Origin of the sequence: Pandoraea pnomenusa, from assembly GCF_000767615.3 — a bacterium.
GTDB classification, from domain to species: Bacteria; Pseudomonadota; Gammaproteobacteria; order Burkholderiales; family Burkholderiaceae; genus Pandoraea; species Pandoraea pnomenusa.
The window spans coordinates 1,245,518-1,269,122 of record NZ_CP009553.3; the positions used below are offsets into that span (position 1 = coordinate 1,245,518).

Genomic DNA, 23,605 nt, shown 5'->3' on the forward strand with positions numbered 1-23,605 from the left:
AATCGTCAAGCCGTTCCCGCCTGCTCTCATGCCGTCCCGGCAGCGTGCGATGCGCGAGGGCGAAGCGTGCGGGCGCTTCGGCCCATGCGCCGCACGGCCACGTTCCTCGCGGCGAGCGCCGTGCTGTGGCTTGCCGGTTGCGCCGTGGGGCCAGACTACGTCCGCCCGGAAATCGACATGCCGGCCGCATTCAAGGAAACCGGCGACTGGAAATTCGCGCAGCCCAATGACGCCGCAGCCAAGGGCGATTGGTGGGCGATCTACCAGGACCCGGTACTCTCCGACCTGATGTCGCAGGTCGACGTCAACAACCAGAACATCAAGGTGGCCGAGGCGAACTACCGGCAGGCCCTGGCGGTGGCGTCGCAGGCACGCTCGGCGTTCTTCCCGACGATCGGCGCCGACGCCGGACTGACCCGCTCCAGTTCGCGGGTGAGCAACACGGCGGTCAGCGGCTCGGGCGCAGGCGGCATTTCCAACAGTTATTCCCTGTCGGGCACGGCGAGTTGGGAGCCGGATATCTGGGGCAGCGTGCGTCGCTCGGTGGAAGCCGGCAATGCCAGTGCGCAGGCGAGCGCGGCCGATCTGGCCAACGCGCGGCTGTCAGCACAGGCACTGCTTGCGCAGAACTACTTCGACCTGCGCGTGACGGACGCGCAAAAGGCGCTGCTCGATCGCACCGTCGCCGCGTATGAGGAGACGCTCAGACTGACGCAGAATCAATATGCGGTCGGCGTCGCGCAGCGCTCCGACGTCATCCAGGCGCAGTCGCAGTTGCAGTCGGCGCAGGCGTCGGCGCTCGACATCGAAGTGACGCGGGCCCAACTGGAGCATGCGATCGCGCTGCTCGTCGGCAAAGCGCCCGCGACGTTCTCGCTCGCTCCCGCGCCATTGCGTGCGGCCCTGCCTCCGGTGCCGGCCAGTCTGCCGTCGCAATTGCTCGAGCGCCGGCCCGATATCGCATCGGCGGAGCGCGCGGTGGCCGCGGCGAACGCCAGGATCGGCGTGGCCAAGGCGGCCTTCTTCCCTTCACTCACCTTGTCGGCCACGGGCGGCTTCCAGAGCAGCAGCTTTGCCGACTGGCTCACGCTGCCGAGCCGGTTCTGGTCGGTCGGCCCCGCGCTGGCCGCCACGCTCTTCGACGGCGGTCTGCGCCGGGCGCAGACCGACGCCGCCATCGCGGCCTACGACGCGCAGGTGGCGACCTACCGCCAGACAGTGCTCACGGCGTTCCAGGCGGTCGAGGACAACCTTGCCGCGCTGAACTATCTCGGCCGCGAGGCTGCCGTGCAGACGCAGGCGGTGCAGTCCTCCCGTGAGGCCGCGCAGCTCATCCTCAACCAGTACAAGGCCGGCACCGTTGCGTTCCAGAATGTGCTGACGGCCCAGGCCACGGCCTATGCCACCGAGCGCACCTCGCTCACGATTCTCGGACGTCAGTTCACGGCCAATGTGCTGCTGGTGACGGCCCTGGGCGGCGGCTGGCATGGCCTGCCGACCGACGGCGATGGCGCGGCCCGCGACGACGCCGCGCCCGATGCGGCAAAGGCCTCGGGCGCCGCCGCCGCGAAGTGACGGGACTCGGCCGTTGCCACTACGCATCCGCCGATGCCGGGCGGTAGCCGAGCACTAATTTCGCCTCCGGTGTTTAAGTAATTTCCGAACTTCGCATTCGGAATGAGAGAAACGCGCCCGGCGAAACCTCCGAACGCCGGTGACGCGAGTAGCACAGACTCGGGCGCTGCGTGTCTGTGCAATTTCATCTCCCTGCGAGCCCGGTCAAGCAGTTAGACGGCAGTTACCGCTCTATCGGGCAGCACGCGGGCCTCGCGCGGGCTGAGCACGCCGCGTGGCAGTGCCGCGCGGCCTCCGCGACTATGTGACGTTTCCCATCTGATTGGCGCGACCGCTTTTTGCCAGAATGATCCCGCTTCGCGGCGACGGCAGACGCGGGGCACCCACCGTGCATGGCATGAGGCGCGCACGGCCACTACGGGGCTGCCAGATGACGAATAAGGAGGGGGACAGGGATGACGATCAATGTCGTGGTCGCGGATGACCATCCGATTGTGCGCTTTGGGATACGACGCCTGCTCGAAGAGCGCGAAATGATTCATCTGGTCGGCGAGGCGGCCAATTCGTCGGAGCTCGTGAGCTTGCTGGCCAAGGCGCCGTGCGACATTCTCGTGACCGATTTCTCGATGCCGGGCGGGCATTTCAAGGATGGCCTGTTTCTCATCGGTTACGTGCGCCGCTACTTTCCCAACATCAAGATCATCGTCGTGACGATGCTGGAGAATCTGGCGATCCTGCGCGGCATGCTCAAGCTGGGGGTTCACTCGATCCTCTCGAAGCTCGACGAGCAAAGCTCGATCGCCGACATCGTGTGCGTGGTGGCGGACGGCAGCCGCTACATCCCGGCGGGGCTGGCGACGCGGCTGCACGACGCCGTGGCCGACGATACCGAGGTCGACGCGACGAAGCTCTCGGGGCGGGAAGTCGAAGTGGTGCGGTTGTTCGTCTCGGGGCTCACCATCAGCGAAATCGCGTTCAAGCTCAGCCGCAGCGTGAAGACCGTCAGTTCCCAGAAGACCAACGCCATGCGCAAGCTCGGCCTCGACCGTGACGTTGATCTCTATCATTACGCCACGCGCTCGGGCATCGCCTGACGGCCGCAGGCCACGCCCGCCGCTCTCCTGCCGGGGGCGGACGCGCGACGTGCGGCGGCGCCGCGTCAGGCAGGCAGACGAATCCCTCGCATATCCCGAAGAATCAGCTCGCCGGCGCGCAGCATCTGCTTGAGTTGGTGCACTACCTGTTTGATCTCCTGCACTTGCGCTTCGGACACATCCGGTTGCTGTTCCTGCGCCACGACCAAGGCATCGAGACGCCGCGTATAGTCCCGCATGGCCTCGGTCGCGGCCTGCGCATCCGTCGGCACCGACGCCGCCGGCGCGGCCACCGCCTGTGACAGCAGATCGCTGATGGCCGAGACGACCTGCTCGAGCTCGCCGCTCTTGTCCGCCGCGATTCTACGCGGCAGCACATCCGCCATGCCCGTGATGTATGACGCCATGACGTGGTTCTGCACCAGCAAATCGTTCAGTTCCCCGACGCAGACCTGCTTGGACTTTGGCTCGAGCATCATGCGCTTGAACGCCCCGCCGAAATTGCCGAAGGCGATGTGCATGTCCTTGCGCGCCATGCGATAGGCCAGATCGTCGCGCTTGCCGTCGCGCCCGGCGCTCGCCTCGAGGTAAGCACGGGTCGATTGCACGGCCTGGCGAATGAGCGGTCCCATCAGACGGTACTCCCAGTATGGGAACAGGTACGAGCACACCAGCGCGACGGCCGAGCCGATCAGGGTGTCGATGGCGCGCTCGCCGATGACCGACAGCGATCCCGGCAGCAGGAAGTGGAACAGCAACAACACATACGACGACATGAATACCACCGACAGGCCGTAGTTGAAGAGCGACAGACTGTTCCCCATGACCATGCAGAAGAACATGAGCGCAAGCAGCACCCAGGACTTTTGCACGAACGAGAGGATGACCAGCACGCTCACGCAGCCCACGAGCGTGCCCGTCAGACGCTGGGCGTTCTTCTGCTTCGTCAGGCTGAAGCCCGGCTTCAGAATCACGATGATGGTGAGCAGCACCCAATAGCTGTGCGCCTGGCCGGCGAGCACCGACCAGTTCTCGCAGATGATCAGGCCGGCCGTGATGGCAATCGTCACGCGCAGCGCATGACGAAAACTCGGCGACGAGAATGTCAGGTTTTTCCAGAGCAGCTTCGGCGAGAAGCTCTGGCGCGAGGTAAAGCGCAGCAGCGCCTGATCGATCTGCACCTCGGTGGCCGTGCCGGCCGTGGATAGATCCGTATTGCGATGCATGCGCTCCACGATGCGCGTGGCGCTCCATACGCGGCGGAAGGTGCTCGTGAGCGCCTGATAGGCCTCGGGTGAGCGCTGCGGCAACTGTTGCTTGCGCATCAGCTCGATCTCGTACTCGATGGCGCGGAATTCCGCCCGCCAGCTGCGTTGCGCCCGCGAGGGTTCGTTCGTGGCGATGGCGTAGCCGATGGCATCCACCTCGTTCGCGATCTTGCGCACCATGTCGCGGAAGAACAGCAGTACGTCGTTGTCCGCGAATTCGCGGCGCAACATCGGGTAGTCGGTGTGCACCGAAACTACCGTCTCGTGCAGATCGACGATGTTGATGAACAGGTTGAACAGCATCGTGCGGCGCGGCTCGAGCGTGCCGGTACGCAGGCGCGGCAGGTTGCGCAGGATGATCTCGCGCGCGGCCTGCTGCTTTTCCACGACATTGACCTGCGCGGCGATCAGGCGCCGGTAACATTCGTCGATATCGGTCGAGGTATCGTAAAAGGCCGCTTTGGCCGCCAGATATTCCGACGTGACGAAGAAACTCTCCGCGAGTGTCTGCTGTTCGATGCGAAACCACCAGATGCGACAGACGACGAGACTGAAATAGGTGTACCAGAGCCCGCCCGCGAGCACGGCGCCGGCGTCCAGCACGGCCTGATGCCGCGTGAGATCGGCCTCGACATTCAGGACCATCATCATCAGGCAGGCAAAGCTCACCAGCGAGGCGCGCATGCCATACACGACCAGCATCGAGAGGCCGAACGTCAGGATCAGCGTGGTGATCCACAGTTGCCAGGGCTGGGCGGCCGTGGCCATGCCGGTAATGAGGACGGTGAGGGCGCCGAGCAGGGTGCAGCTGAGCAGCTCCGTGTGCTTGTGTCGCAGCGGTCCGTTGATGTCGACCACGCTCGCGCAGAGCGCGCCGGAGGCGACTTCGATACCGAGCAGGTGCTGGTCCATGCCCCAGAACAACACGAGAGCGGGCAGCACGACACCCACTGCCTGCCGGGTGCCGCTGAAAAAGTAGTGGCTGTAGAGGAACTTCTTGATATCGGTCTGGTAGTCCATGCGTCGGGTGCGAGGGTTCCGCAGCAAAGGCGGCCGCGCGACGGGGTACGGCGCGGCGCACAGAGAGTCTAGCCGAAGCCCCGCGCGCCGCGAAGAGGGGATACCGCCGGTTACACGCGGCGCGCCGAGGCACGCCAATGCATCGCATCCGCGGGGCTGCCGGCAGGCGTCACGCATGAGGGGGCGGATTTCAGGATCCGTCCGATGGGCTGTGCGACAGGCCATTTGCTATGCTTGCGAACAGATCCGATCAGCCGCCACGCCCGCATGCTCCACCTATTCTTTTCCAACCGGTTCACCACGCTCGAAGCCGCCTTGCTGCGCGATCTCGCGCAAGCGCCCGGCCAGGGCGACGCCGCCGCGAATCCCTTCGACACGGAAACCATCGTCGTGCCGAGCGTGGCGGTGCGGCGTCGGCTCGAACTGGACTACGCGGACATCTTCGGCGTATGCGCGAACGTCCGGCTGACCTACCTCGCCCAGTGGCTCTGGGACATGGCGGGCAAGCTGCTCACGGTGCCGGAGAGTTCGCCGTTCGCGCCGGACCGGCTCGTCTGGCCGCTGTACCAGTGCCTGGCCCAGCCGTGGGTCAGGAGCTCGCCGCGTTTGGCCGGCTATCTGGCCGGCGCCGACGATGTCATGCGCTTCGAACTGGCGGAGCGTCTGGCGCACATCTATGACCAGTATCTGACCTATCGGCCGAACTGGCTCGAGCGTTGGCAGGCCGGCGAGCCCATCGATGCCGGCACGGCGCCGGGCTGGGGGCAGGTGCAGCGTGACGACGAAGCGTGGCAGAGCGCGTTGTGGCGAAAGGTGCTGGCGCATCTGGACATCCGCGAGCGTCATCCCACGCTCCGGGCGATCGACCGGATCGAACAACTGACACCGGAAACGGTGCCCCATGGCTGGCCCAGGCGTGTGTCGGTGTTCGCACTGTCGTCGATGCCGCCGTTGTCGATGGCGCTGCTCAAGGCGATGTCTCGCCTGATCGACGTCCATCTGTACGTCCTCAATCCGTGCGAGAGCTATTGGTTCGACATCGTCCCGCCGTCGCGTCTGTCGTATCTCACGCGCCGCGATGGCGCGGCGCACCGGGAGGTGGGGCATCCGTTGCTGGCCGAGTGGGGTCGCCAGACGCAGTCCCACATCGACGCGCTGTATGCCGATCTCGCGCCACAGGCGGTCGAAGACCGGGCGCTATTCCAACCCAATCCTGCCCCGACGCTGCTCGCCGCCTTGCAGAACGGCATCCTCACGCTGGACGACGGCCGTCACGGCACCACGCAGGAGGTCGGCGCCGATGGTTCGGTGCAGGTGCATGTGTGCCACAGTCTGGCGCGCCAGATCGAGGTGCTTCACGACCGGCTGCTTGCCTGCTTCGACGAAATTCCCGATCTGCGGCCCGACGACGTGCTGATCACCGTGCCCGATCTGGGACGCGCGGCGCCGCTCATCGACGCCGTATTCGGGACCGCCACGCCTCGCATTCCCTATCTCGTGACGGGCCTGCCGCCCACGCGCACCAATCCGGTCGCGCGCGCCTTCGCTTCCATACTGGCATTGCCGCAGCAGCGGGTGGCGGCATCGAGTCTCGTGGAACTGGCGCGCACGGAAGCCGTGGCGCAACGCTATGACCTCGGGGGCAATGTGCTCGATGCCATCCAGAACTGGCTGCACGCCGCCGGCGCACGTCGCGGCTGGCGCGGCGACGCGCTGCTGCGGCTGGAGGCACCGCGGCAGGCCGCAGACGGCGACGGGGAGATGGCGCCCGCGCTGGAGCGTCATACGTTGGGAGACGCCATGATGCGGCTGTTCCTCGGCTATGCGCTGCCGGATGACGCTTTGCCGGTCGACGACTGGCTGCCGGTCGGCGGTATCGAGGGCGGTCGTGCCGAGTTGCTTGGCCAGCTGGCGCGTCTGATCGACGATCTCGACATGACGTCCGTTGCGCTGCGGACGGAGCGCACGGGGCTTGAGTGGCGCGATCAGTTGCTCGCGATGCTGGAGCAGTTCTTCTCCGACGAGACGCGCTTCGCCGACGACGTGGCCGAGGTGCGCATGGCAATCGAGCAGATCGGTTCGGCCATTGCCGACGGCGCACCGGAGGTTCGCGTGCCGGTTGAAGTGGTCGCCCGCGTGCTGGCCGACGCCCTCGACGATCCCACGCGCGGCGGCGTGCCCTCGGGGCGCGTGACGTTTGCCGCCATCCCGAGCCTGCGTCTCTTGCCGTACCGCGTGGTGTGCATGATCGGCATGGACGACGGTGTGCTTCCGGGGCGCGTACGTGCCGACGAGTTCGACCTGATGCGCGTGTTGCCGCAGCGAGGCGATCGTCAACGACGCGACGACGAGCGCAACCTCTTCCTCGACCTGATGCTCAGCGCCCAGGATCGCTTTCTCATCACCTATACCGGGCGCAGCGTGCGCGACAACGCACCTCTGCCGCCCTCGACCGCGGTCGACGAACTGCTCGATTTCACGGGACAGTTGCTTGCCCCGGTATCCGCGGGGTACACGCTCGAGGCACAGCGCGAGGCGCGCGACGCCCTGATCGTGCTGCATCCGTTGCAACCGTTTTCCCCGGCTTATTTCGACGGTCGCGACGCGTCGCTCTTCAGCTACGACGTGTCCAACGGCGACGCCGCGCGGGCGTTGGCCGACCCCCTGGCCGTGCCCGCATCAGACGTCCCCGAGGCGCCCTTCGTGCGAGAAGCGCTGCCCGCCGTGGCGCAGACGCATCTGACGCTCGACGACCTGCTCCGCTTCTGGCGGCATCCCGGCCGTGCGTGGGCAAGGGACCGACTGGGACTGTCGCTGGGGGAGATGCTCACCGAAGTGGAGGACGATGAGCCGTTCGTGCTGGATTGGGCGGGCCGCGATGCGCTGGCGTCCAGGCTGCTGCCGCGATTGCTGCGCGACGATGCACGCGACGCCCGCCATCATGCCGAAGCCGTCGAGCGAATCGCCCGCGTGAGTCATGAGTTGCCGGGCGGCGCGACAGGCGCGGTCTGGCGCCGGCGCGAGCTGGGTGGCTTGCGCGCGCTCGCGGCGCAGGTGCGCGAGGCCCAGGCCGAAGGGACGCAGGAGCTATTGGTGGCCCTGCCGTTGACGCCGGCACTGCCGCCGTCGTGGAAGGCATCGACGCCGGCCGCATGGCACGGTGACGCGACCTTGTCGGCGCAGTGTCTGTTGCAAGGACGGCTCGCACCGGTTTCGCGTTACGGGCTGGTGATGTATCGCTATGGCAGCATGCGTCCAAGCGATCTGCTCGCCGCGTGGCTGGCGCATCTTGCCTTGTGTGCGCATTTGCAGCAGAGCGCGCATGCCGGTCTGGATGTGGCGCCAAGAACGTTGTGGTACGGCGAGAACGAGACGTTCGCCCTTCGTCCCGTGGAAGACGCGGCGGCGTTGCTCGCCCAATGGGTGGCGTTGTACCGGCTGGGCCAGACGCGCCCGCTACCGTTTTTCGCACGCAGCGCGTGGAAGCTGGCGAGCACCGGCAGGGCCGCAGAGGCCGAGAGCGCCTGGCAGGGTTCGGCGTTCGCACGCGGTGATGCCGACGATCCTTACACGCGGCTACTTTGGCGCGGCGTGGAGAATCCCTTGGCGCCGCCCTTCGATCTGCTTGCGAATACCGTGTTCGGGCCGGTGGTTCAACATCTCGAAGTCGTGGAGGGCGCATGACGCAACTCATCGACCTCGACGTGTTCGGCTGCGATCTGGACGGCGTCTGCCTGATCGAAGCGTCGGCCGGCACCGGCAAGACGTGGAACATTTGTGCGCTGTACGTTCGGCTGTTGCTCGAGAAACAACTGACAGTCGAGCAGATTCTCGTCGTGACGTTCACCAATGCCGCGACCGCCGAACTGCGCGAGCGGATTCGCGCACGCCTGGCCGGACTGGTGGCCGCCATGGCACCGGTGTTCGATGAGGCATCGAACGACTGGCATGACGAGGACGTGGATGAGGGGGAGGGGTTCTCCGATTTCGATCCCGACGCCAGCGACGACCCGTTGTTCAGCGTGATGATCGCCGGGCTGATCGAGCGCGGCGAGATGACGCCGAAAGCCGTTCGCGACTGTCTTCAGACCGCATTGCGCGGGTTCGACCAGGCGTCGATTCATACGATTCATGGATTCTGTCAGCGGGCGTTGGCGGAAGTCCCGTTCGCGGCCGGGCTGCCGTTCGCCTACGAGTTGGTGCCGGACGACAACGGTGTGCGCCACGATCTGGCTGTCGATTACTGGCGACGGGTGGTCGAGCCGCTCGCGGCGCAGGACGATGGCTTCGCGGCTTGGCTCGTCGATCGCAAACGCTCGCCGGGCACGCTCACCGACCAGTTGGCGCGCCGCCTGAAGAAGCCGATGTCGGCGTTGCGTTGGCCGCCTGCCGTCGACGCCGCCCCGCCATCGCCCGACGACGCCCTGCTCGCGACCTACCGGGCCGCGCGCGAATGCTGGGAGGCGCAAGCCGCGGTCATCGCCGACCTGATGCGCGCCGCGCTGCCGTCGTACAAAAAGAACATCTATCACGAAGGATCGCTCTCCCAGGCGGTTGCCGCGTGGCGCCGTTACCTGTCGGCAGGCGACGTCGGCGCGCCGCTCGGGCAGAAGGCCGAACTGCTCACGAGCGCACGTCTGGCCAAGGACATCAAGAAGGGGGAGACGCCGCCCGATCATCGGTTCTTCGACATGGCGGATGTGCTGGTTCGTGCGCGCGCCGACGCCGACGATCGCTACGCCATGCAATGGCTGCGAATCCTGCGCGACTGGCTGGCGCAGGCGCCCGAGCAACTGGCGCTTCGCAAGCGCGAGTTGCGTGTGGTGTCGTTCGACGACCTGCTCGGCAACATCGCACGTGCACTCATGCAGCATCCGGAGTTGGCCGATGCCCTGCGAGAGCGCTATCCCTGCGCGCTGATCGACGAGTTTCAGGACACCGATCCGTTGCAGTTCGCCATCTTCAGCGCGGTTTACGGAAACGGTGGACACGGCGGACACGATGGACACAGCGGGCACCGTGGACAGCGCACGCCCACCTCGCCCGCGCAGGGGCGTGGACCGATGTTCATGGTGGGCGACCCGAAGCAGGCCATCTACAGTTTCCGCGCGGCCGATCTGCACACTTATCTGTCCGCGCGCCAGAACGCCGATGCCGCCTATACGCTGGCGGTCAATCAGCGTTCGACGCCGGCCATCATCGACGCCGGCAACCGCCTGTTCGGCGCCAACGACCGGGCGTTCGTGCTCGAAGGGCTCGAATATCCGCCGGTACGTCCGGGCGCGCGGCGTCGTCCTCCGCTCACCGACGTGCGGGACGTCGCCGACTTCACGGTCTGGTGGCTGCCCGACGATGACGAGCCGCTGTCGAAGGACGACGCGTTGCAGGCCTGCGCGAAGGCCACCGCTGCCGAGGTGGCGCGCTTGCTGGCCGGTGCCTCGCGCGGGGACGTCCTCGTCGGCGAGCGCCCTCTCGCGCCGGGCGATATTGCCGTGATCGTCCAGACGCACCGCCAGGGGGCGCTGATGAAGGCGCGCCTTGCCGAACACGCCGTGGGTAGCGTGGAACTCACGCAGGATTCCGTATTCGCGAGCGAAGAGGCGGAAACCCTGTTGCGGGTGTTGCGAGCGGTGGAGTCGCCGGGCGATGTTCGTGCGCTGCGCTCGGCGCTGGCGACGGAACTGTTCGGTCTCGACGCCACCGCGTTGTATCGCATGCAGACGAGCGAGGCGTCCGACGCCGAAGCCATTGCGTGGATCGAGCGACTTCAGCGGTATCGTCAGTTATGGGCGGACCGGGGCTTCTCAGCGATGTGGCGCACGCTCATGCGCGAACTTGGACTGGCGGCGCGCCTGGTGGCGCAGCCCGGCGGCGAGCGACGGCTGACCAATTTCATGCACCTGGCCGAGCTGGCGCAGGCGCGCTGGGCCGAGCAGCCGGGCATGCCGGCGTTGCTGCGCTGGCTGGCCTCGCAGCGCAACGCCGGCGGTGGCGAGGAGGCCCAGTTGCGTCTCGAGTCGGACCAGAACCTGGTGCAGATCGTGACCGTGCACAAATCGAAAGGCCTGGAATACGGCGTGGTGTTCTGCCCGTTCCTGTGGGACGGCGCGGTGCGCGACGGCGGTGGTCTCGACGGGCTCGAGTATCACGACGGACCGACGGCAGTGATCGATTTCACCGACGCCGCGGGCAAGGGCTCACCGGCCGCCGCCGCGCTGCGGCAGGAGCAATCGGCGGAGCAGGCGAGGCTGCTTTACGTTGCGTTGACTCGCGCCGTCTACCGCTGCTATCTGGCCGCCGGCATTTACTCGTCGCGGCGCAGCGTGAAGGAAGCGTGCGGCGGCATGCTCAACTGGCTCGCGGCCGGGCAGGGGATCGCGTTCGACGCGTGGATCGCATCGACGATCGATACGGACGAACGGGTGCAAACCATCCGGGCCGCATGGAAGTCCCTGATCGGTGGCCCGCTCGATGTGGTGCCGTTGCCCATCGGCGATGCGCTCGACGCGGCCACGCGTGTCGCACCTTCGATGGCCCCCGAACTCGCCACGCGCACCAGCACACGCGCATTGCGTGAAGCGTGGCGCATCGGCAGCTTCTCGGGCCTGCTGGCCGGGATGCACGCCGGGCCGCAATTGGGGGGCGGTCAACTCAGCGCGCCCGAACGCACGCGTCCCGACTACGACGCGCAGGCCAACGCGGGGCCGACATTTGCCTTGCCCCCGGAAGGCGACGACGTCTGGCCGCCGTCCGATGACATTCTTCGCTTTCCGCGCGGCCCTGCGGCCGGCGAGAGCCTGCACCGGGTATTCGAACTGGCGGATTTCCAGTCGCGTGCGCAGTGGCCTCACGCCGTATCGCGTGCACTGCGGGAGCGTCCACCGGGACGAGGTGCCGAGAGCAACGACACCTGGCGCGCCATGATGATGAACATGCTCGCCGACACGCTTGCCACGTCACTGCGCCCCGGCATGCAGCTCGCCGACGTGTCGCTGGCCGAGCGACTCACCGAAATGGAATTCACCTATCCGGCCGATGCCGTCCCGCTCGAAGCGCTGCGAGGTTTGCTTCGACAGTTCGGCTATCCGGACCTGCCACTCGACGCCACGGTACTGCGCGGCTATCTCAAAGGGTTCATCGACCTGGTGTTTCGCCATGGCGGGCAGTGGTGGATTCTCGACTGGAAGTCGAACTACCTGGGCACCGCCCCGGAAAACTACGGTTCCGAGGGCTTGCGCGAGGCGATGGCCGAGCATGGCTACCATTTGCAGTATCTGCTCTACACACTGGCGTTGCATCGCTATCTGCGGCGCCGTTTGCCCGATTACGACTACGACCGCGACATGGGCGGAAGCCTCTACCTCTTTGTTCGGGGCGTGCGCCCCGACTGGGCCAACGCCCATCTGGCCGGTGACGATGTCCCCGGCGTCTTCTTCGACAAGCCGTCGCTCGACATGGTGAACGCGCTGGATCGTCTATTCGCCGCAGGGGACAACGCCGCGCTGGCGCAGGCGCTGGCGCTGGACGCGCCACCGGCCCCGCTGACGGCCGATGGGGAGGACGCATGAACGAGCTGCGTCGCACCGCCGACACGCCGTCGGGGGCGCAAGCCGACAGCGGTGTCGTGCGTCTCGCGCAAGGTTTCGCACGCCGCATGGCCCTGCTCGCCAAGGGCAACGGCGCCGACGAGGTGACGTGCCGCTATGTCTGGCGTGCCTCGCTTGCCGTAAGCCTCGCGACTGCGGAAGGTCATGTGTGCGTGCCCCTCGGCGACCTGCTCGACACCCAGGCCAGCGGCGAGTTGTTTCCTGGCGACGCCCCTTCGCTGGCCGTCTGGCGAGAGGCCCTTTTCGCCAGTGGTCTGTGCGCGCGGGCAAGCCTTGCGCATGCATTGACGAACCATGCGCCCACAGGCGCGTCGACTGGCGCGTCGACGATCGATGCGCCGGCCGAGGCGTTTCCGCTGTTGCTCGACGAGCGCGATCGTCTCTATCTGGCGCGCTATTACGGCTACGAGGCGCGTCTGGCGACGGCGCTCGGGCGCAAGCTCTCGACGGGGCAGCGCATGGCCGTCACCTCCGAGGACCGCGCTCGCTTGCGACGATACTTCGGCGAGGGGGTGCTGACGGGGGCGGACGGACAACCGGAACCGAACTGGCAGATGGCGGCTGCCGCGCTGGCGCTCCAACGCTCGTTGGTGGTGCTCAGCGGCGGCCCCGGCACCGGCAAGACCACGACAGTGGTCGGTTTGCTAGCCTGCCTGCTGGAGCGCGACGCCGATCTGCGCGTCGCGCTGGCGGCGCCCACGGGCAAGGCCGCGCAACGCATGCAGGAGGCGCTCACCGCGCGCCAGGATCTGCCCGAGACCGTGCGGCAGGCGCTGCCCGAGGCGGCACTCACCCTGCACCGTCTGCTCGGCGTGCTTCCCGAGTCCGCGGATCAGGTCGGACGTCGCTTCCGGCATCATGCGGGCAATCCGCTGCCCTACGATCTGATCGTGGTGGACGAGGCATCGATGATCGACTTGTCGATGGCGACGCAACTGCTGGAAGCCGTGCCGGAGGGCGCCCGTCTGATTCTCCTGGGCGACAAGGACCAGTTGGCGGCCGTGGAGGCCGGGGCGGTCTTCGGCGAACTGAGCGCGCAGCGTGCGTTTTCGCCACAGATGCGTTCGCGTCTGCTCGACGCGCTGGGGTGGCCGAGGGATCGTCCACCGCTCACGGGGCCGTTGGCCGGGCCTGGTGCGCACGGTCAAGGCGGTGTCGACGCAACTGCCGATGATGCCGAAGCGGCGAACACGCAGCACACGCAGCGCGCCCGCGGGCTTGAAGATGCGGTGGTCTGGCTCGAACGCACCTATCGGTTCGGTGCCCACTCGGCCATTGGCCGACTGGCTACCGCCATCAAGGCGGGCAAGGTCATCGAGGCGCGCAAGGAGTGTGTCGCGCCGGACACCGTCCAGATGGCGGAAGTGGTGGATATGACGGAAATGGCGGGAGCGGACAGGGTGACGCTGACCGAGGACGGCGGCATCCAGTTGTCGCCGACGAATCTTCATGCGCTCGCCGACGGGTATTCGGCTTACCTCGACGCGCTGACGCAGGCCTTCGAGACGATCGATCGGCTCGGCGACCCTGCGGCGGCGAGTGCGTCTGACGTCGCCATGGTCGCGCAGCCGGTTTTCGCCGCCTTCGGACAATTCCGCGTGCTGTGCGCCACGCGCGGTGCTCGCCGCGGCGTCGAGTTCCTCGGCGCACAACTGACGGCCGTGCTGGCGCGACGCGCGGGCGTCGCCCTCGGCGCTGGCGGCGGGGCATGGTTTGCAGGGCGTCCGGTACTGGTCACGCAGAACGAGTACGCGTTGAACCTGTTCAACGGCGACATCGGCATAGCCCTGCCGCTCGGTCCGTCCGGTACGCTGCGTGTGGCGTTCGCCACGCCGGACGGCGGCTACCGACTGTACTCGCCGGCAAGCCTGCCCGCACACGAGACCGCGTTCGCGATGACGATTCACAAGTCGCAAGGCTCGGAGTTCGATCGCGTCGCGATCGTCCTGCCCGAGCAGGCGAGCCGTGTGCTCTCGCGGGAATTGATCTACACGGGCGTGACGCGTGCCCGCCGGCAAGCCGCGCTTTATGCGCCGTGGCCGGTCATCGCATCTGCCATCGCGCGGCCGACGCAGCGCGACGGCGGCTTGACCGACCGCTTGCGCGAGGTGTTGGCTACGATGCCGGCTTCGCCGCCGCAATCGCGGCTTCCGTGACGGCGCCCAGGCGCGTGACGAGCAACTGGTCGATCTTGTAGTTGTCGATGTCGACCACTTCGAATTTGTAGCCGGCGGCCTCCGTTGCTTCCGATTTCTTCGGAATGCGCTTGAGTTGATAGATCATGAAGCCGGCGATGGTCTCGAACTCGCCTTCGCCCGGCAATTCGTCAATGCCAAGCGCTTTCTTGACGTCTTCGACCGACGTCACGCCGTCGACGAGCCAGGAGTGCTCGTCGCGCTGCACGATCTGGTCCTCGTCGGCGGGGTGGACCACGTCGCCCATGAGGGCGCCGACGATGTCGTTGAGTGTCACGACACCGACGACGAGGCCGTATTCGTTGATGATGACGGCGAAACCCTCGCGGGTTTCCTTGAAGCGCGCAAGTGCCTCGGACAGGTTCAACGTGTCGGGAATCACCAGCAGCTTCTTGGCATAAAGGCGATCCAGGTTGCGGATGACGCTCGACAGGTCTTCGCTGGCAATGCGCTGGAGCAGATCCTTCGAGTCGACGTAACCGAGCACGTTGTCGATTTCATCGCGGCAGACGAGATACTTCGAATGCGGGCTTTCGGTGATTTTCTGGCGAATGCTGCGCTCGTCCTCTGCGATGGTGAAGTACACCACGTCGTCCCGGAATGTCATCACCGATCCGACCGTGCGCGACTCGAGCTCGAAGACGTTTTCGATCAGATGCAGCTCCTGCTTGCGCAGGACCCCGGCCTGAGCGCCGGCCCCTACCATCGCCGCGATGTCTTCGGACGTGATGTTCTCGATGGCGTGCGTGGGCAGCTTGAAGATGCGCAGGAACAGGTTCGCGACGCCGTTGAAGACGAACACCAGCGGGCGCAGGACCTTCAGGCACAACAGCATCGGATCGATGATGGCCGTGGCGACACGCTCGGGATTGACCATCGCCAGACGCTTCGGAATCAGGTCCGCGAACTGAATGAAGGCGATGGTGATGAACAGGAATGAGCCGATGCCGGAGAGCCGCAAGGCCAGCGCCTGATCCACGAACGGGGAAATCCAGGCAAACAGATAGCCGGTGAGGAAGCTCTCGCCAAGGACGCCGCCGAGCACGGCCACGGCGTTCACACCAATTTGCACGACCGTGAAGAAATTGCCGGGTTGTTCCTTGAGCGCGAGCACCTTCACGGCTTGCTGGTCGCCCTTTTCCATGAGCACCTGGAGTTTGGTGCGCTTGGCGGCGGTCAGCGAGATCTCCGCGGCGGAAAAGAAGGCGCTTGCCAGCACCAACAGAAAGATACTGAAAAGAAAGCCGTAACCACTCATATTGTTTTCCCTGAACGTGCGATGGCGGTACCTGGCCGCGACGCAGGCCGGACCGGTTCGCACGGGGGAGGGTCCGGTGGCAGGGAGACATTTCAAAACAAGGCCCGTGGGGGCCGTCATTTTGAGATGCCTTCGGGCTGGGCGCGCAGTGCGCGTCCGGGGTCGGTCCTGCCGTCTGGCGGGCCGCGTCAGCCGTTCGGGCTGTACCGCTGTCCGATAGCATGCCATAAGTCGGGGCCGTATCGTCAGGCGATCCTGCCGTCATGAGCGGAATGGGACACGCCATGCGTCGCGGACGACGGTCGTGTCCCACGGGCCCCCCGTCATGCGGCACACGCCTTGTCTACTCCCGGGCGGTGGCTTGCACGAGCTGCGAGACACGCCGTACAGAACCGACAATCGGCGCAGCGCCTCTCGTGCATCGTGATGCCTGCCTCGACACGGTGTCGGGGCCGTGGCCACGAACCACGCCTTCTCCGATGAGGACTTCACGATGATGCATGGCATTCAACCCGCAATCCACGCGCCCGGCATGGGCGGTCTGACATCGCTTTCCCCGCTCGCACCCACGGAGTCGGTTTTCCGGGCGGGCGGCGTCGCCGGCACTGCATTGGCGCACGTTGCGAACGCACGTGCGTCGGTGTCCCACCACCCGTGGTCGGTGAACCAGGCTTCGGCCAGGCCGATTCCGGTGGTTGGGAACCACGCGATGCGCCCCGATTTCCAGGCGGTCTCATCCGGCGGCGACGTTGGCGTCGTGACGGCCGGATCAGTGGAATCGATGCAGTCGATGGAATCGGCCGAAGCCGACCCGACGCATGGGGGCGACTCCCTGCTCATGGCACCACGCACCGGCGCCCCGCGTGTTGCGCAGCCGGTACTTTGCCCATCTGCGCTGGCGGCGCTACATGTCTGTGCAAGCCTGCCGTCGCCCAATGCGCGCGGCGCGTCGATCGATGGGCGCCAACATCCGGTCGTCATGCCGGACGGACGCAGCGAACGCGCGCAGCTCTGCCGCGACATCGTCGCGGGCGCCTTGCTCGGTACGGAAGGGCGTAATGGCACCGTGCCGTTCGAGCCCACCCGGGAAACGGTGACGCGAACCGTGGCCGATACCGCGCGTCGCTGGACGGGCAAGCCGTCGCTCGCGGGCAAGAAGGAGTGGACGCAGGCGTGCATGACGTTCGAGGCGCCGGGCGGCTTCATCGGCAGACTCAACGATCGGCTGCATTCGGGAGCGCGGGTTCTGCCAGACGCGCAAAGCACCGAATGGATGCTTCGGGTCGGGTTCGCCGACAGTTTGCCGATGCATCAGGCTCTGGTCCGCGGCGACTTGCCACCGTCCGTTGGCATGGGCACCGACGAATGGGCGCGGCTGGCGCTGGGCGTCGAGCATCTGGGGGCGCGCCACTGGGAGATGCGCCACACCGAAGTGATGGACGCGGCAGTGCTGCCCGCAACGAACACCAAGGCATTCACCGCCCTCGCCACGTCGATGTCGACGCTGCCGGCGCACATCGCCACGCAACGCCTGCGCAACAAGTTCTCGATGTACGGCGTGCCGACGGCACCCGCGCCAGGCACCAGTACCGCGCCATCGGTCGGTTGAGGGGCTTGCACGTGGCAGTCGCGCGGCGCGAATGAAAAAAGCGCCCGGGGTGAAGTGCCCCGGGCGCTTTGCACTGCAACGTCCGCGCCGACGCACAGGGCGTCGGCACGCGGCGAGGCATCAGGTACGACGATAGATCTCGGCGCCGCTCTTGACGAACTCGACGGCCTTGACTTCCATGCCCTGCTTGAGGGCGGCTTCGTCCGTGATGCCTTGCTTGGCCGCGTAATCGCGCACGTCCTGCGTGATCTTCATCGAGCAGAAGTGCGGACCGCACATCGAGCAGAAGTGCGCGACCTTGGCCGAATCCTTCGGCAGCGTTTCGTCGTGGAATTCGCGCGCCTTGTCCGGATCGAGACCCAGGTTGAACTGGTCTTCCCAACGGAATTCGAAACGCGCCTTCGACAGCGCGTTGTCGCGAATCTGCGAACCGGGGTGGCCCTTGGCGAGATCGGCGGCGTGCGCGGCGAGCTTGTACGTGATGATGCCTTCCTTGACGTCGTCCTTGTTCGGCAGACCCAGGTGTTCCTTCGGCGTGACGTAGCACAGCATGGCCGTGCCGTACCAGCCGATGGTCGCCGCACCGATGCCCGACGTGATGTGGTCGTAGCCCGGCGCGATGTCCGTCGTGAGCGGTCCGAGCGTATAGAACGGCGCTTCGTCGCAGTACTCGAGCTGGAGATCCATGTTCTCCTTGATGAGTTGCATCGGCACGTGGCCCGGGCCTTCGATCATCACCTGGACGTCGTGCTTCCACGCGATCTGGGTGAGTTCGCCCAGCGTCTTGAGTTCGGAGAGCTGCGCTTCGTCGTTGGCGTCGTAGATCGAGCCGGGGCGCAGGCCGTCACCCAGCGAGAAGGCGACGTCGTACGCCTTCATAATTTCGCAGATTTCTTCGAAGTGCGTGTACAGGAAGCTTTCCTTGTGATGCGCGAGACACCACTTGGCCATGATCGAGCCGCCGCGGCTGACGATGCCGGTCATGCGGTTGGCCGTCATCGGCACGTAGGCGAGACGCACGCCGGCGTGGATCGTGAAGTAGTCGACGCCTTGCTCGGCCTGCTCGATGAGCGTGTCGCGGAACATTTCCCACGTCAGTTCCTCGGCCTTGCCGTTGACCTTTTCGAGCGCCTGATAGATCGGCACGGTGCCGATGGGCACCGGGCTGTTACGCAGAATCCACTCGCGCGTTTCGTGGATGTGCTTGCCGGTCGACAGATCCATCACCGTGTCGCCGCCCCAGCGGATCGCCCACGTCATCTTGTCGACTTCCTCGCCGATCGACGACGTCACGGCCGAGTTGCCGATGTTCGCGTTGATTTTCACGAGGAAGTTGCGGCCGATGATCATCGGCTCCGATTCCGGGTGGTTGATGTTGTTCGGGATGATGGCGCGCCCGCGTGCGATTTCGCTGCGCACGAACTCCGGCGTGATCTCCGCCGGGATGCTGGCGCCGAAATGCTGGCCGGGATGCTGGCGCGAGAGCAGCTTGGCCAGACGCTCGCCTTGCGGGCCCGTCTGGCGCACGCTTTCGATATATTCCTGACGGCGGAGGTTTTCGCGGATCGCGATGTATTCCATTTCGGGCGTGATGATGCCCTGACGCGCGTAGTGCATCTGCGTCACGTTCTTGCCGGCCTTGGCGCGACGCGGCGTGCGATGCAGGCCCGGGAAGCGCAGCTCCGCGGTCGCGGCGTCGGCGGCGCGCTCGCGGCCGTAGGCCGAGGTCAGGCCCGGTAGCGCTTCGGTGTCGCCGCGCGCTTCGATCCATGCGGCACGCAGGGCCGGCAGGCCGGAGCGGATGTCGATCTTGGCGTTCGGATCGGTGTACGGGCCCGAGGTGTCGTACACGTAGATCGGCGGGTTCTTTTCGCCGCCGAAGCTCGTCGGGGTGTCGGCTTGCGAGATTTCACGCATCGGCACCTGGATGTCCGGGCGCGAGCCTTGCACGTAGATCTTGCGGGAATTCGGCAGCGGTGCGATCGCGGCTTCGTCCACGCGCGCGTTGGCTGAGAGGAACTTCGGGTTGGCGTTCATGCAATGTCTCCTGGCGGGGCACGTGTTGACGCCGACAATTTCGGCGCAAAGCGGCTCAGGAGCATGAACGGGGGCGAGGAATTTCTACGCTCCCTGCGCTGGCATTATCCAGATCAGGTTCTAAGGGTATTTCTCACCCACAACTCACGTTGCAGGACCCCTGCGCTTAGCTTTGCGGCAACGATACACCGACATGCCGGGCGAACACAAGCATGATGTGTCCCGAAAAACGTGAACGGATGATGGTGCAATGCGTCATGCGCGCACGCCCCACGCCAGGTTCGCTGGCGAGCGCACAATGCGGGCCGCGCGGTTCCCCGGACCGGGGATGTCGGCGACTTGGCCGACGTTGGCCTGGCGAATTTATTCGCTTTTGGCTCTTTTGATTCAGGCAGGAGGTGCGTATCGTCAACGATGTGAATGCCGGATCCGAACTGACTTCAATCGAACGGAGGGACCATCCATGCTGCGCCTGAACTACATCAAAGCCGCTCCGCGCCCGTATGAATACCTGAGCACACTGAGCCACTACTTCCACGATTGCGGACTGCCGGACGGCCTCGTCGAACTCGTGTGGCTGCGCGCCTCGCAGCTCAATGGCTGTGCGTACTGCATCGACATGCACGTGACAGACGCGCTGAAAGTCGGCATCGAGCCGCGCCGCGTGCATCTGCTCGATGCCTGGCGGGAGACGGAGCTTTATTCGCCGGCCGAGCGCGCGGCGCTCGCATGGACGGAAGCCGTCACCAACGTGCAGGACGGACACGTGCCAGACGACGTGTTCGCCGAACTGCGCGCGCATTACGATGACAAGGAGATCTCCGACCTGACCTTCGCCGTTGCCACGATCAACGCGTGGAACCGGATGGCCATCGCATTTCGCGCACCGCTGCCAAAGGTGCCGCACGGCGTGCGCTGAACTGCGTCCGAATGCACGTTGGCGGTGCGATGGGCCTGCGCCGGGCCCGGCGCGACTTCCGTTTGCGCACTATCGCCGATCGACCGTGCGTGACCGATGTGCGGGCGAGCCGCGACCGTGTGGCGCAGACTCACTGTGCCAGCCGGACTTCGCGCTGAAACTCGCGCGGCACGAGCCGAAGCACGTCGCGAAAGAAGCGCCGATCGGGGGGCGGAAGCATCGGCAGCACCCTTCCCAGCGAGTGAGCCGCGTGCAACGCCTGCGGGGAGTCGCCGTCCTGGTGCAGCGCGAACCACAACATCTCGAACCACAGGTTGGCGAGCTGCAACGGCTCGAAGCCAACACGCCCCTCTTCGTGATCGGCGAGCGTGGTGGCCAGCACGTCGGTCCAGCGGGTGAATCCCTTGGCGCGCGAAAACGGTGCGCCGAACGGCTGCACGGCGTCGAGAAATGCGTCGACGGCGAGCGGCGTGCTCGCGCGCAACGTTGCAAGATCGGGATCGCGCCGTGCCGGCACGGCACCGCGCGCGATGCGCAATAAAAAAACGGTGTTCCAGACGGAGTTGCCGCCCACGCCGAAGCGGTCGCAGATCCATTCGGACAAGCCAATCCAGCGCAACGCCTGACGCTGCACGTCGGCGGCGGCGAGGCGGCGTCCCGGGTCGATGAGCGCACCCTGCCAGAACAACCAAAGCGTCAGCCCGATGTTGGCCGCAACGTGTTGCGCCAGTTCGATCGAATCGCCTTCGAACGCGGCCTGCAGCGCGTCGGAAAAGGCGGCCAGCGCATCGGCGGCCGATTTGGCGCGCGCCGGCATCGGACCCGGACGGGCGGCGTGCGACTTATGCAGCAATGCCTGCAGATTTCGGCTCTCGAAGCGAATCCGCGGGTTGTAGACGAGACACGGGGCAAGCGTCGTGTCGTCGCCGATGCGTTGCAGATGGGCGAACGCGCCGGCTTCGTCGCGCAACGCGTAGGCTTGCCACGCCTGCACGATCCAGTGCATGGCGCGCAGCGTGGGCGAGCCCGGCGGGTTCGTGCCGAACGTTTCCGCCAGCGTGGTGAGGGTCCGCTTCGTGCGTGCGGCGTCGCCCATGCGGCGCCAGACGATCGTCTCGGCGAGCAGCGCGATGCCTCGCTGCACGTCGTCGACGGCGCAAACCTGCGCGGCATGGAACGAGGGGATGGCGCCCGTGCGCTGACGCCGCACGTCACCCGGCGCGCTTGCTTGCGGTGGCGCGAAGAACACGCCGTCCTGCATGTCGCGCTTGCCCAGCGTCAGGTGATGCCAGAACGCGATGTCCTGCATGACGTAATCGAGGGCGGGGGAGTGTGTATCGGGCGCCGTGTCCTGCGGGAGGCCGAGAAAGGCGGCAATCGCGCGGCGCGGGCTGTCCGGCGCGGCATTGCCAATCGTCACGCGGACCCGCGGAATTTCCCGGGGCGCGAGCCAGAACGGCCCTTTGCCACGCCCGCGCGTGGGCAGCAGACGCGGGTCGGCGTGGCGATCCTCGCCCCAGCCGACCGCGACATGCCAGCGCGCGAAATCCGAAAAAGCGCGACTGATCAGCATGCGCAGATCGCCCGCCGCACCGGACGTCTGTCCGAAGCGGGACTTCAGCGATGCCAGCGAGACGGGCGAATTCTCGTAAAGCGCCGCGTAATACACCCGCATGAGCAGCCAAAGGCTTTGGTAGCGGACCGCCTCGCCATTGATCGTTTGTGGCGCGTCGAGGCGTACGGCGAGGGGGGAGGCGCCAGTGGCGCTGACGTTCGTGTCGGTGGCGGGAATGTCGGGCATGGCGTCGAGTTTCGTCGAATGACGTCGGAGAAGCGCCCGCTTCGCGCCGGGGCGGCGTGCAGCCTGCGCCGCAATCTCACGGTCTTCGGGAGGGGCGCACCGATGATACGGCGGTTACGTCGGTTACGGTAGCTTTGCTTTGCGTCTGTCGAAACCCGCACTAAGCTGCATATGCTCTCGAGAACCGGCGCCTGGCCAGCGTCCTGACAGCATGCCGGCGATGCCCCGGAGGGTCCGCAACGTCCCGCATGTCCGACGAACCTCCCATGAAATCAGGACAACGAAATGAATACGATAATTTCTCGCCGGTGGCGTGCCGGCCTGTGGCGGCGGCTGGTCGGCGCGGTCGTCTTGCCCGCAACGCTCGCCGCCACCCCTGCGGCCTATGCGGCCGACGTGCCGAAAGCCGCGCCGGGGCGCATCACCGAGCGCGCCGACTGGGGCAAGCTGTTCACCGCGGAGGGCGTGAAGGGCACGATCGTGGTGCTCGACGCACGCACGCAAACCTATCAGGCCTACGACGCCGCACGTGCCGAGAAGCGCATGTCGCCGGCGTCGACTTACAAGATATTCAACAGCCTGCTGGCGCTCGACTCCGGGGCGCTGGACAACGAACGCGCGATCATTCCCTGGGATGGCAAGCCGCGACGCATCAAGAACTGGAACGCGGCGATGGACCTGAGGACCGCGTTTCGCGTGTCATGCCTGCCCTGCTATCAGGTCGTCTCGCACAAGATCGGGCGCCGGTACGCGCAGGCGAAGCTGAACGAGGTCGGGTATGGCAACCGCACCATTGGCGGCGCGCCGGACGCCTATTGGGTCGACGACAGTCTGCAGATTTCGGCGCGTGAGCAGGTGGACTTCCTGCAGCGTCTCGCGCGTGGCACGTTGCCGTTCTCTGCGCGCTCGCAGGACATCGTGCGCCAGATGTCGATCGTCGAAGCCACGCCGGACTATGTGCTTCACGGCAAGACGGGCTGGTTCGTCGACAAGAAGCCCGATATCGGCTGGTGGGTAGGGTGGATCGAGCGCGACGGCAACATCGCCAGCGTCGCGATCAACATCGACATGCTGTCGGAGGCGGACGCCCCGAAACGGGCACGCATCGTGAAGTCGGTGCTGAAGGACCTGAAGCTGATCTGATCGCGCGGCGGCGCATCGTGGTCGGGCGTGCCGTTTACCGTTGTCAGGCGCTGCGCTGTGGGAACGCCTTCGGGCGTGA

General features: G+C 66.2%; 12 protein-coding genes and 1 riboswitch. Of the genes, 8 read left to right on the top strand and 4 right to left on the bottom strand.

Going from position 1 to position 23,605, the window contains the following annotated elements; all coding sequences use genetic code 11:
• Window positions 1-84 precede the first annotated feature (84 nt).
• Together LV28_RS29770 and LV28_RS29775 are read left to right on the top strand one after the other, a co-directional pair.
• The gene (locus LV28_RS29770; protein ID WP_038618505.1) at window positions 85-1,575 is read left to right on the top strand and encodes an efflux transporter outer membrane subunit; all 1,491 of its coding nucleotides are present in this window, start codon (window positions 85-87) and stop codon (window positions 1,573-1,575) included.
• 455 nt (window positions 1,576-2,030) lie between these two features.
• Window positions 2,031-2,669, top strand: coding sequence for a response regulator (locus LV28_RS29775; protein WP_038618502.1), 639 nt, complete (start codon window positions 2,031-2,033; stop codon window positions 2,667-2,669).
• Window positions 2,670-2,734: 65 nt separating this feature from the next.
• Here the strand turns inward: LV28_RS29775 and LV28_RS29780 are convergent, their stop codons facing one another.
• Window positions 2,735-4,957 (bottom strand): FUSC family protein, encoded by a 2,223-nt coding sequence (locus LV28_RS29780; RefSeq protein WP_023594635.1) that lies wholly within the window; start codon window positions 4,955-4,957, stop codon window positions 2,735-2,737.
• Window positions 4,958-5,224: 267 nt separating this feature from the next.
• On the opposite strand from LV28_RS29780, the gene recC reads away from it, so the two are divergent.
• The 3 genes from recC to recD are packed head-to-tail and all read left to right on the top strand — an operon-like array spanning window position 5,225 to window position 14,720.
• On the top strand, window positions 5,225-8,641 hold the full coding sequence (recC, locus tag LV28_RS29785) for an exodeoxyribonuclease V subunit gamma (protein ID WP_038618499.1): 3,417 nt from the start codon (window positions 5,225-5,227) through the stop codon (window positions 8,639-8,641).
• Complete coding sequence (gene recB / locus LV28_RS29790) at window positions 8,638-12,525, top strand: exodeoxyribonuclease V subunit beta (RefSeq protein WP_069106821.1); 3,888 nt, start codon at window positions 8,638-8,640, stop codon at window positions 12,523-12,525. Before recC ends, recB begins: the two co-directional genes overlap by 4 nt.
• A complete protein-coding gene (gene recD / locus LV28_RS29795) occupies window positions 12,522-14,720 on the top strand; it encodes an exodeoxyribonuclease V subunit alpha (RefSeq protein WP_048806431.1) in 2,199 nt (732 codons plus the stop codon). Before recB ends, recD begins: the two co-directional genes overlap by 4 nt.
• On the opposite strand, the gene paeA is transcribed toward recD, so the two are convergent.
• On the bottom strand, window positions 14,680-16,017 hold the full coding sequence (paeA, locus tag LV28_RS29800) for a polyamine export protein PaeA (protein WP_023594639.1): 1,338 nt from the start codon (window positions 16,015-16,017) through the stop codon (window positions 14,680-14,682). The two genes, recD and paeA, sit on opposite strands and share 41 nt — an antisense overlap.
• Window positions 16,018-16,471: 454 nt before the next feature.
• Between paeA and LV28_RS29805 the strand changes: the two genes are divergently transcribed.
• Window positions 16,472-17,626: a hypothetical protein gene (locus LV28_RS29805; protein WP_038618495.1), complete on the top strand. Its 1,155-nt coding sequence runs from the start codon at window positions 16,472-16,474 to the stop codon at window positions 17,624-17,626.
• A 120-nt stretch (window positions 17,627-17,746) separates the two neighbouring features.
• Here LV28_RS29805 and thiC read toward each other — a convergent pair whose 3' ends face one another.
• On the bottom strand, window positions 17,747-19,663 hold the full coding sequence (thiC, locus tag LV28_RS29810) for a phosphomethylpyrimidine synthase ThiC (protein WP_023594641.1): 1,917 nt from the start codon (window positions 19,661-19,663) through the stop codon (window positions 17,747-17,749).
• A 73-nt stretch (window positions 19,664-19,736) separates the two neighbouring features.
• Window positions 19,737-19,835: riboswitch (TPP riboswitch) on the bottom strand.
• Between the two features lie 291 nt (window positions 19,836-20,126).
• On the opposite strand from thiC, the gene LV28_RS29815 reads away from it, so the two are divergent.
• A complete protein-coding gene (locus LV28_RS29815) occupies window positions 20,127-20,582 on the top strand; it encodes a carboxymuconolactone decarboxylase family protein (RefSeq protein ID WP_023594642.1) in 456 nt (151 codons plus the stop codon).
• Window positions 20,583-20,712: 130 nt separating this feature from the next.
• On the opposite strand, the gene LV28_RS29820 is transcribed toward LV28_RS29815, so the two are convergent.
• Window positions 20,713-22,383 (bottom strand): hypothetical protein, encoded by a 1,671-nt coding sequence (locus tag LV28_RS29820; RefSeq protein ID WP_048806430.1) that lies wholly within the window; start codon window positions 22,381-22,383, stop codon window positions 20,713-20,715.
• A 285-nt stretch (window positions 22,384-22,668) separates the two neighbouring features.
• Here LV28_RS29820 and LV28_RS29825 point away from each other — a divergent pair, with 285 nt between their 5' ends.
• Window positions 22,669-23,526 (top strand): OXA-62 family carbapenem-hydrolyzing class D beta-lactamase OXA-151, encoded by an 858-nt coding sequence (locus LV28_RS29825; RefSeq protein WP_048806429.1) that lies wholly within the window; start codon window positions 22,669-22,671, stop codon window positions 23,524-23,526.
• The last annotated feature ends 79 nt before the right edge of the window (window positions 23,527-23,605 follow it).

Bases quoted from the DNA above. Each gene is read 5' to 3' on its own strand.
- thiC (WP_023594641.1), bottom strand. From the start codon at position 19,663: ATGAACGCCAACCCGAAGTTCCTCTCAGCCAACGCGCGCGTGGACGAA.
- paeA (WP_023594639.1), bottom strand. From the start codon at position 16,017: ATGAGTGGTTACGGCTTTCTTTTCAGTATCTTTCTGTTGGTGCTGGCA.
- LV28_RS29780 (WP_023594635.1), bottom strand. From the start codon at position 4,957: ATGGACTACCAGACCGATATCAAGAAGTTCCTCTACAGCCACTACTTT.
- LV28_RS29825 (WP_048806429.1), top strand. From the start codon at position 22,669: ATGAATACGATAATTTCTCGCCGGTGGCGTGCCGGCCTGTGGCGGCGG.
- LV28_RS29775 (WP_038618502.1), top strand. From the start codon at position 2,031: ATGACGATCAATGTCGTGGTCGCGGATGACCATCCGATTGTGCGCTTT.
- recB (WP_069106821.1), top strand. From the start codon at position 8,638: ATGACGCAACTCATCGACCTCGACGTGTTCGGCTGCGATCTGGACGGC.
- LV28_RS29815 (WP_023594642.1), top strand. From the start codon at position 20,127: ATGCTGCGCCTGAACTACATCAAAGCCGCTCCGCGCCCGTATGAATAC.
- recD (WP_048806431.1), top strand. From the start codon at position 12,522: ATGAACGAGCTGCGTCGCACCGCCGACACGCCGTCGGGGGCGCAAGCC.
- LV28_RS29820 (WP_048806430.1), bottom strand. From the start codon at position 22,383: ATGCCCGACATTCCCGCCACCGACACGAACGTCAGCGCCACTGGCGCC.
- LV28_RS29770 (WP_038618505.1), top strand. From the start codon at position 85: ATGCGCCGCACGGCCACGTTCCTCGCGGCGAGCGCCGTGCTGTGGCTT.
- recC (WP_038618499.1), top strand. From the start codon at position 5,225: ATGCTCCACCTATTCTTTTCCAACCGGTTCACCACGCTCGAAGCCGCC.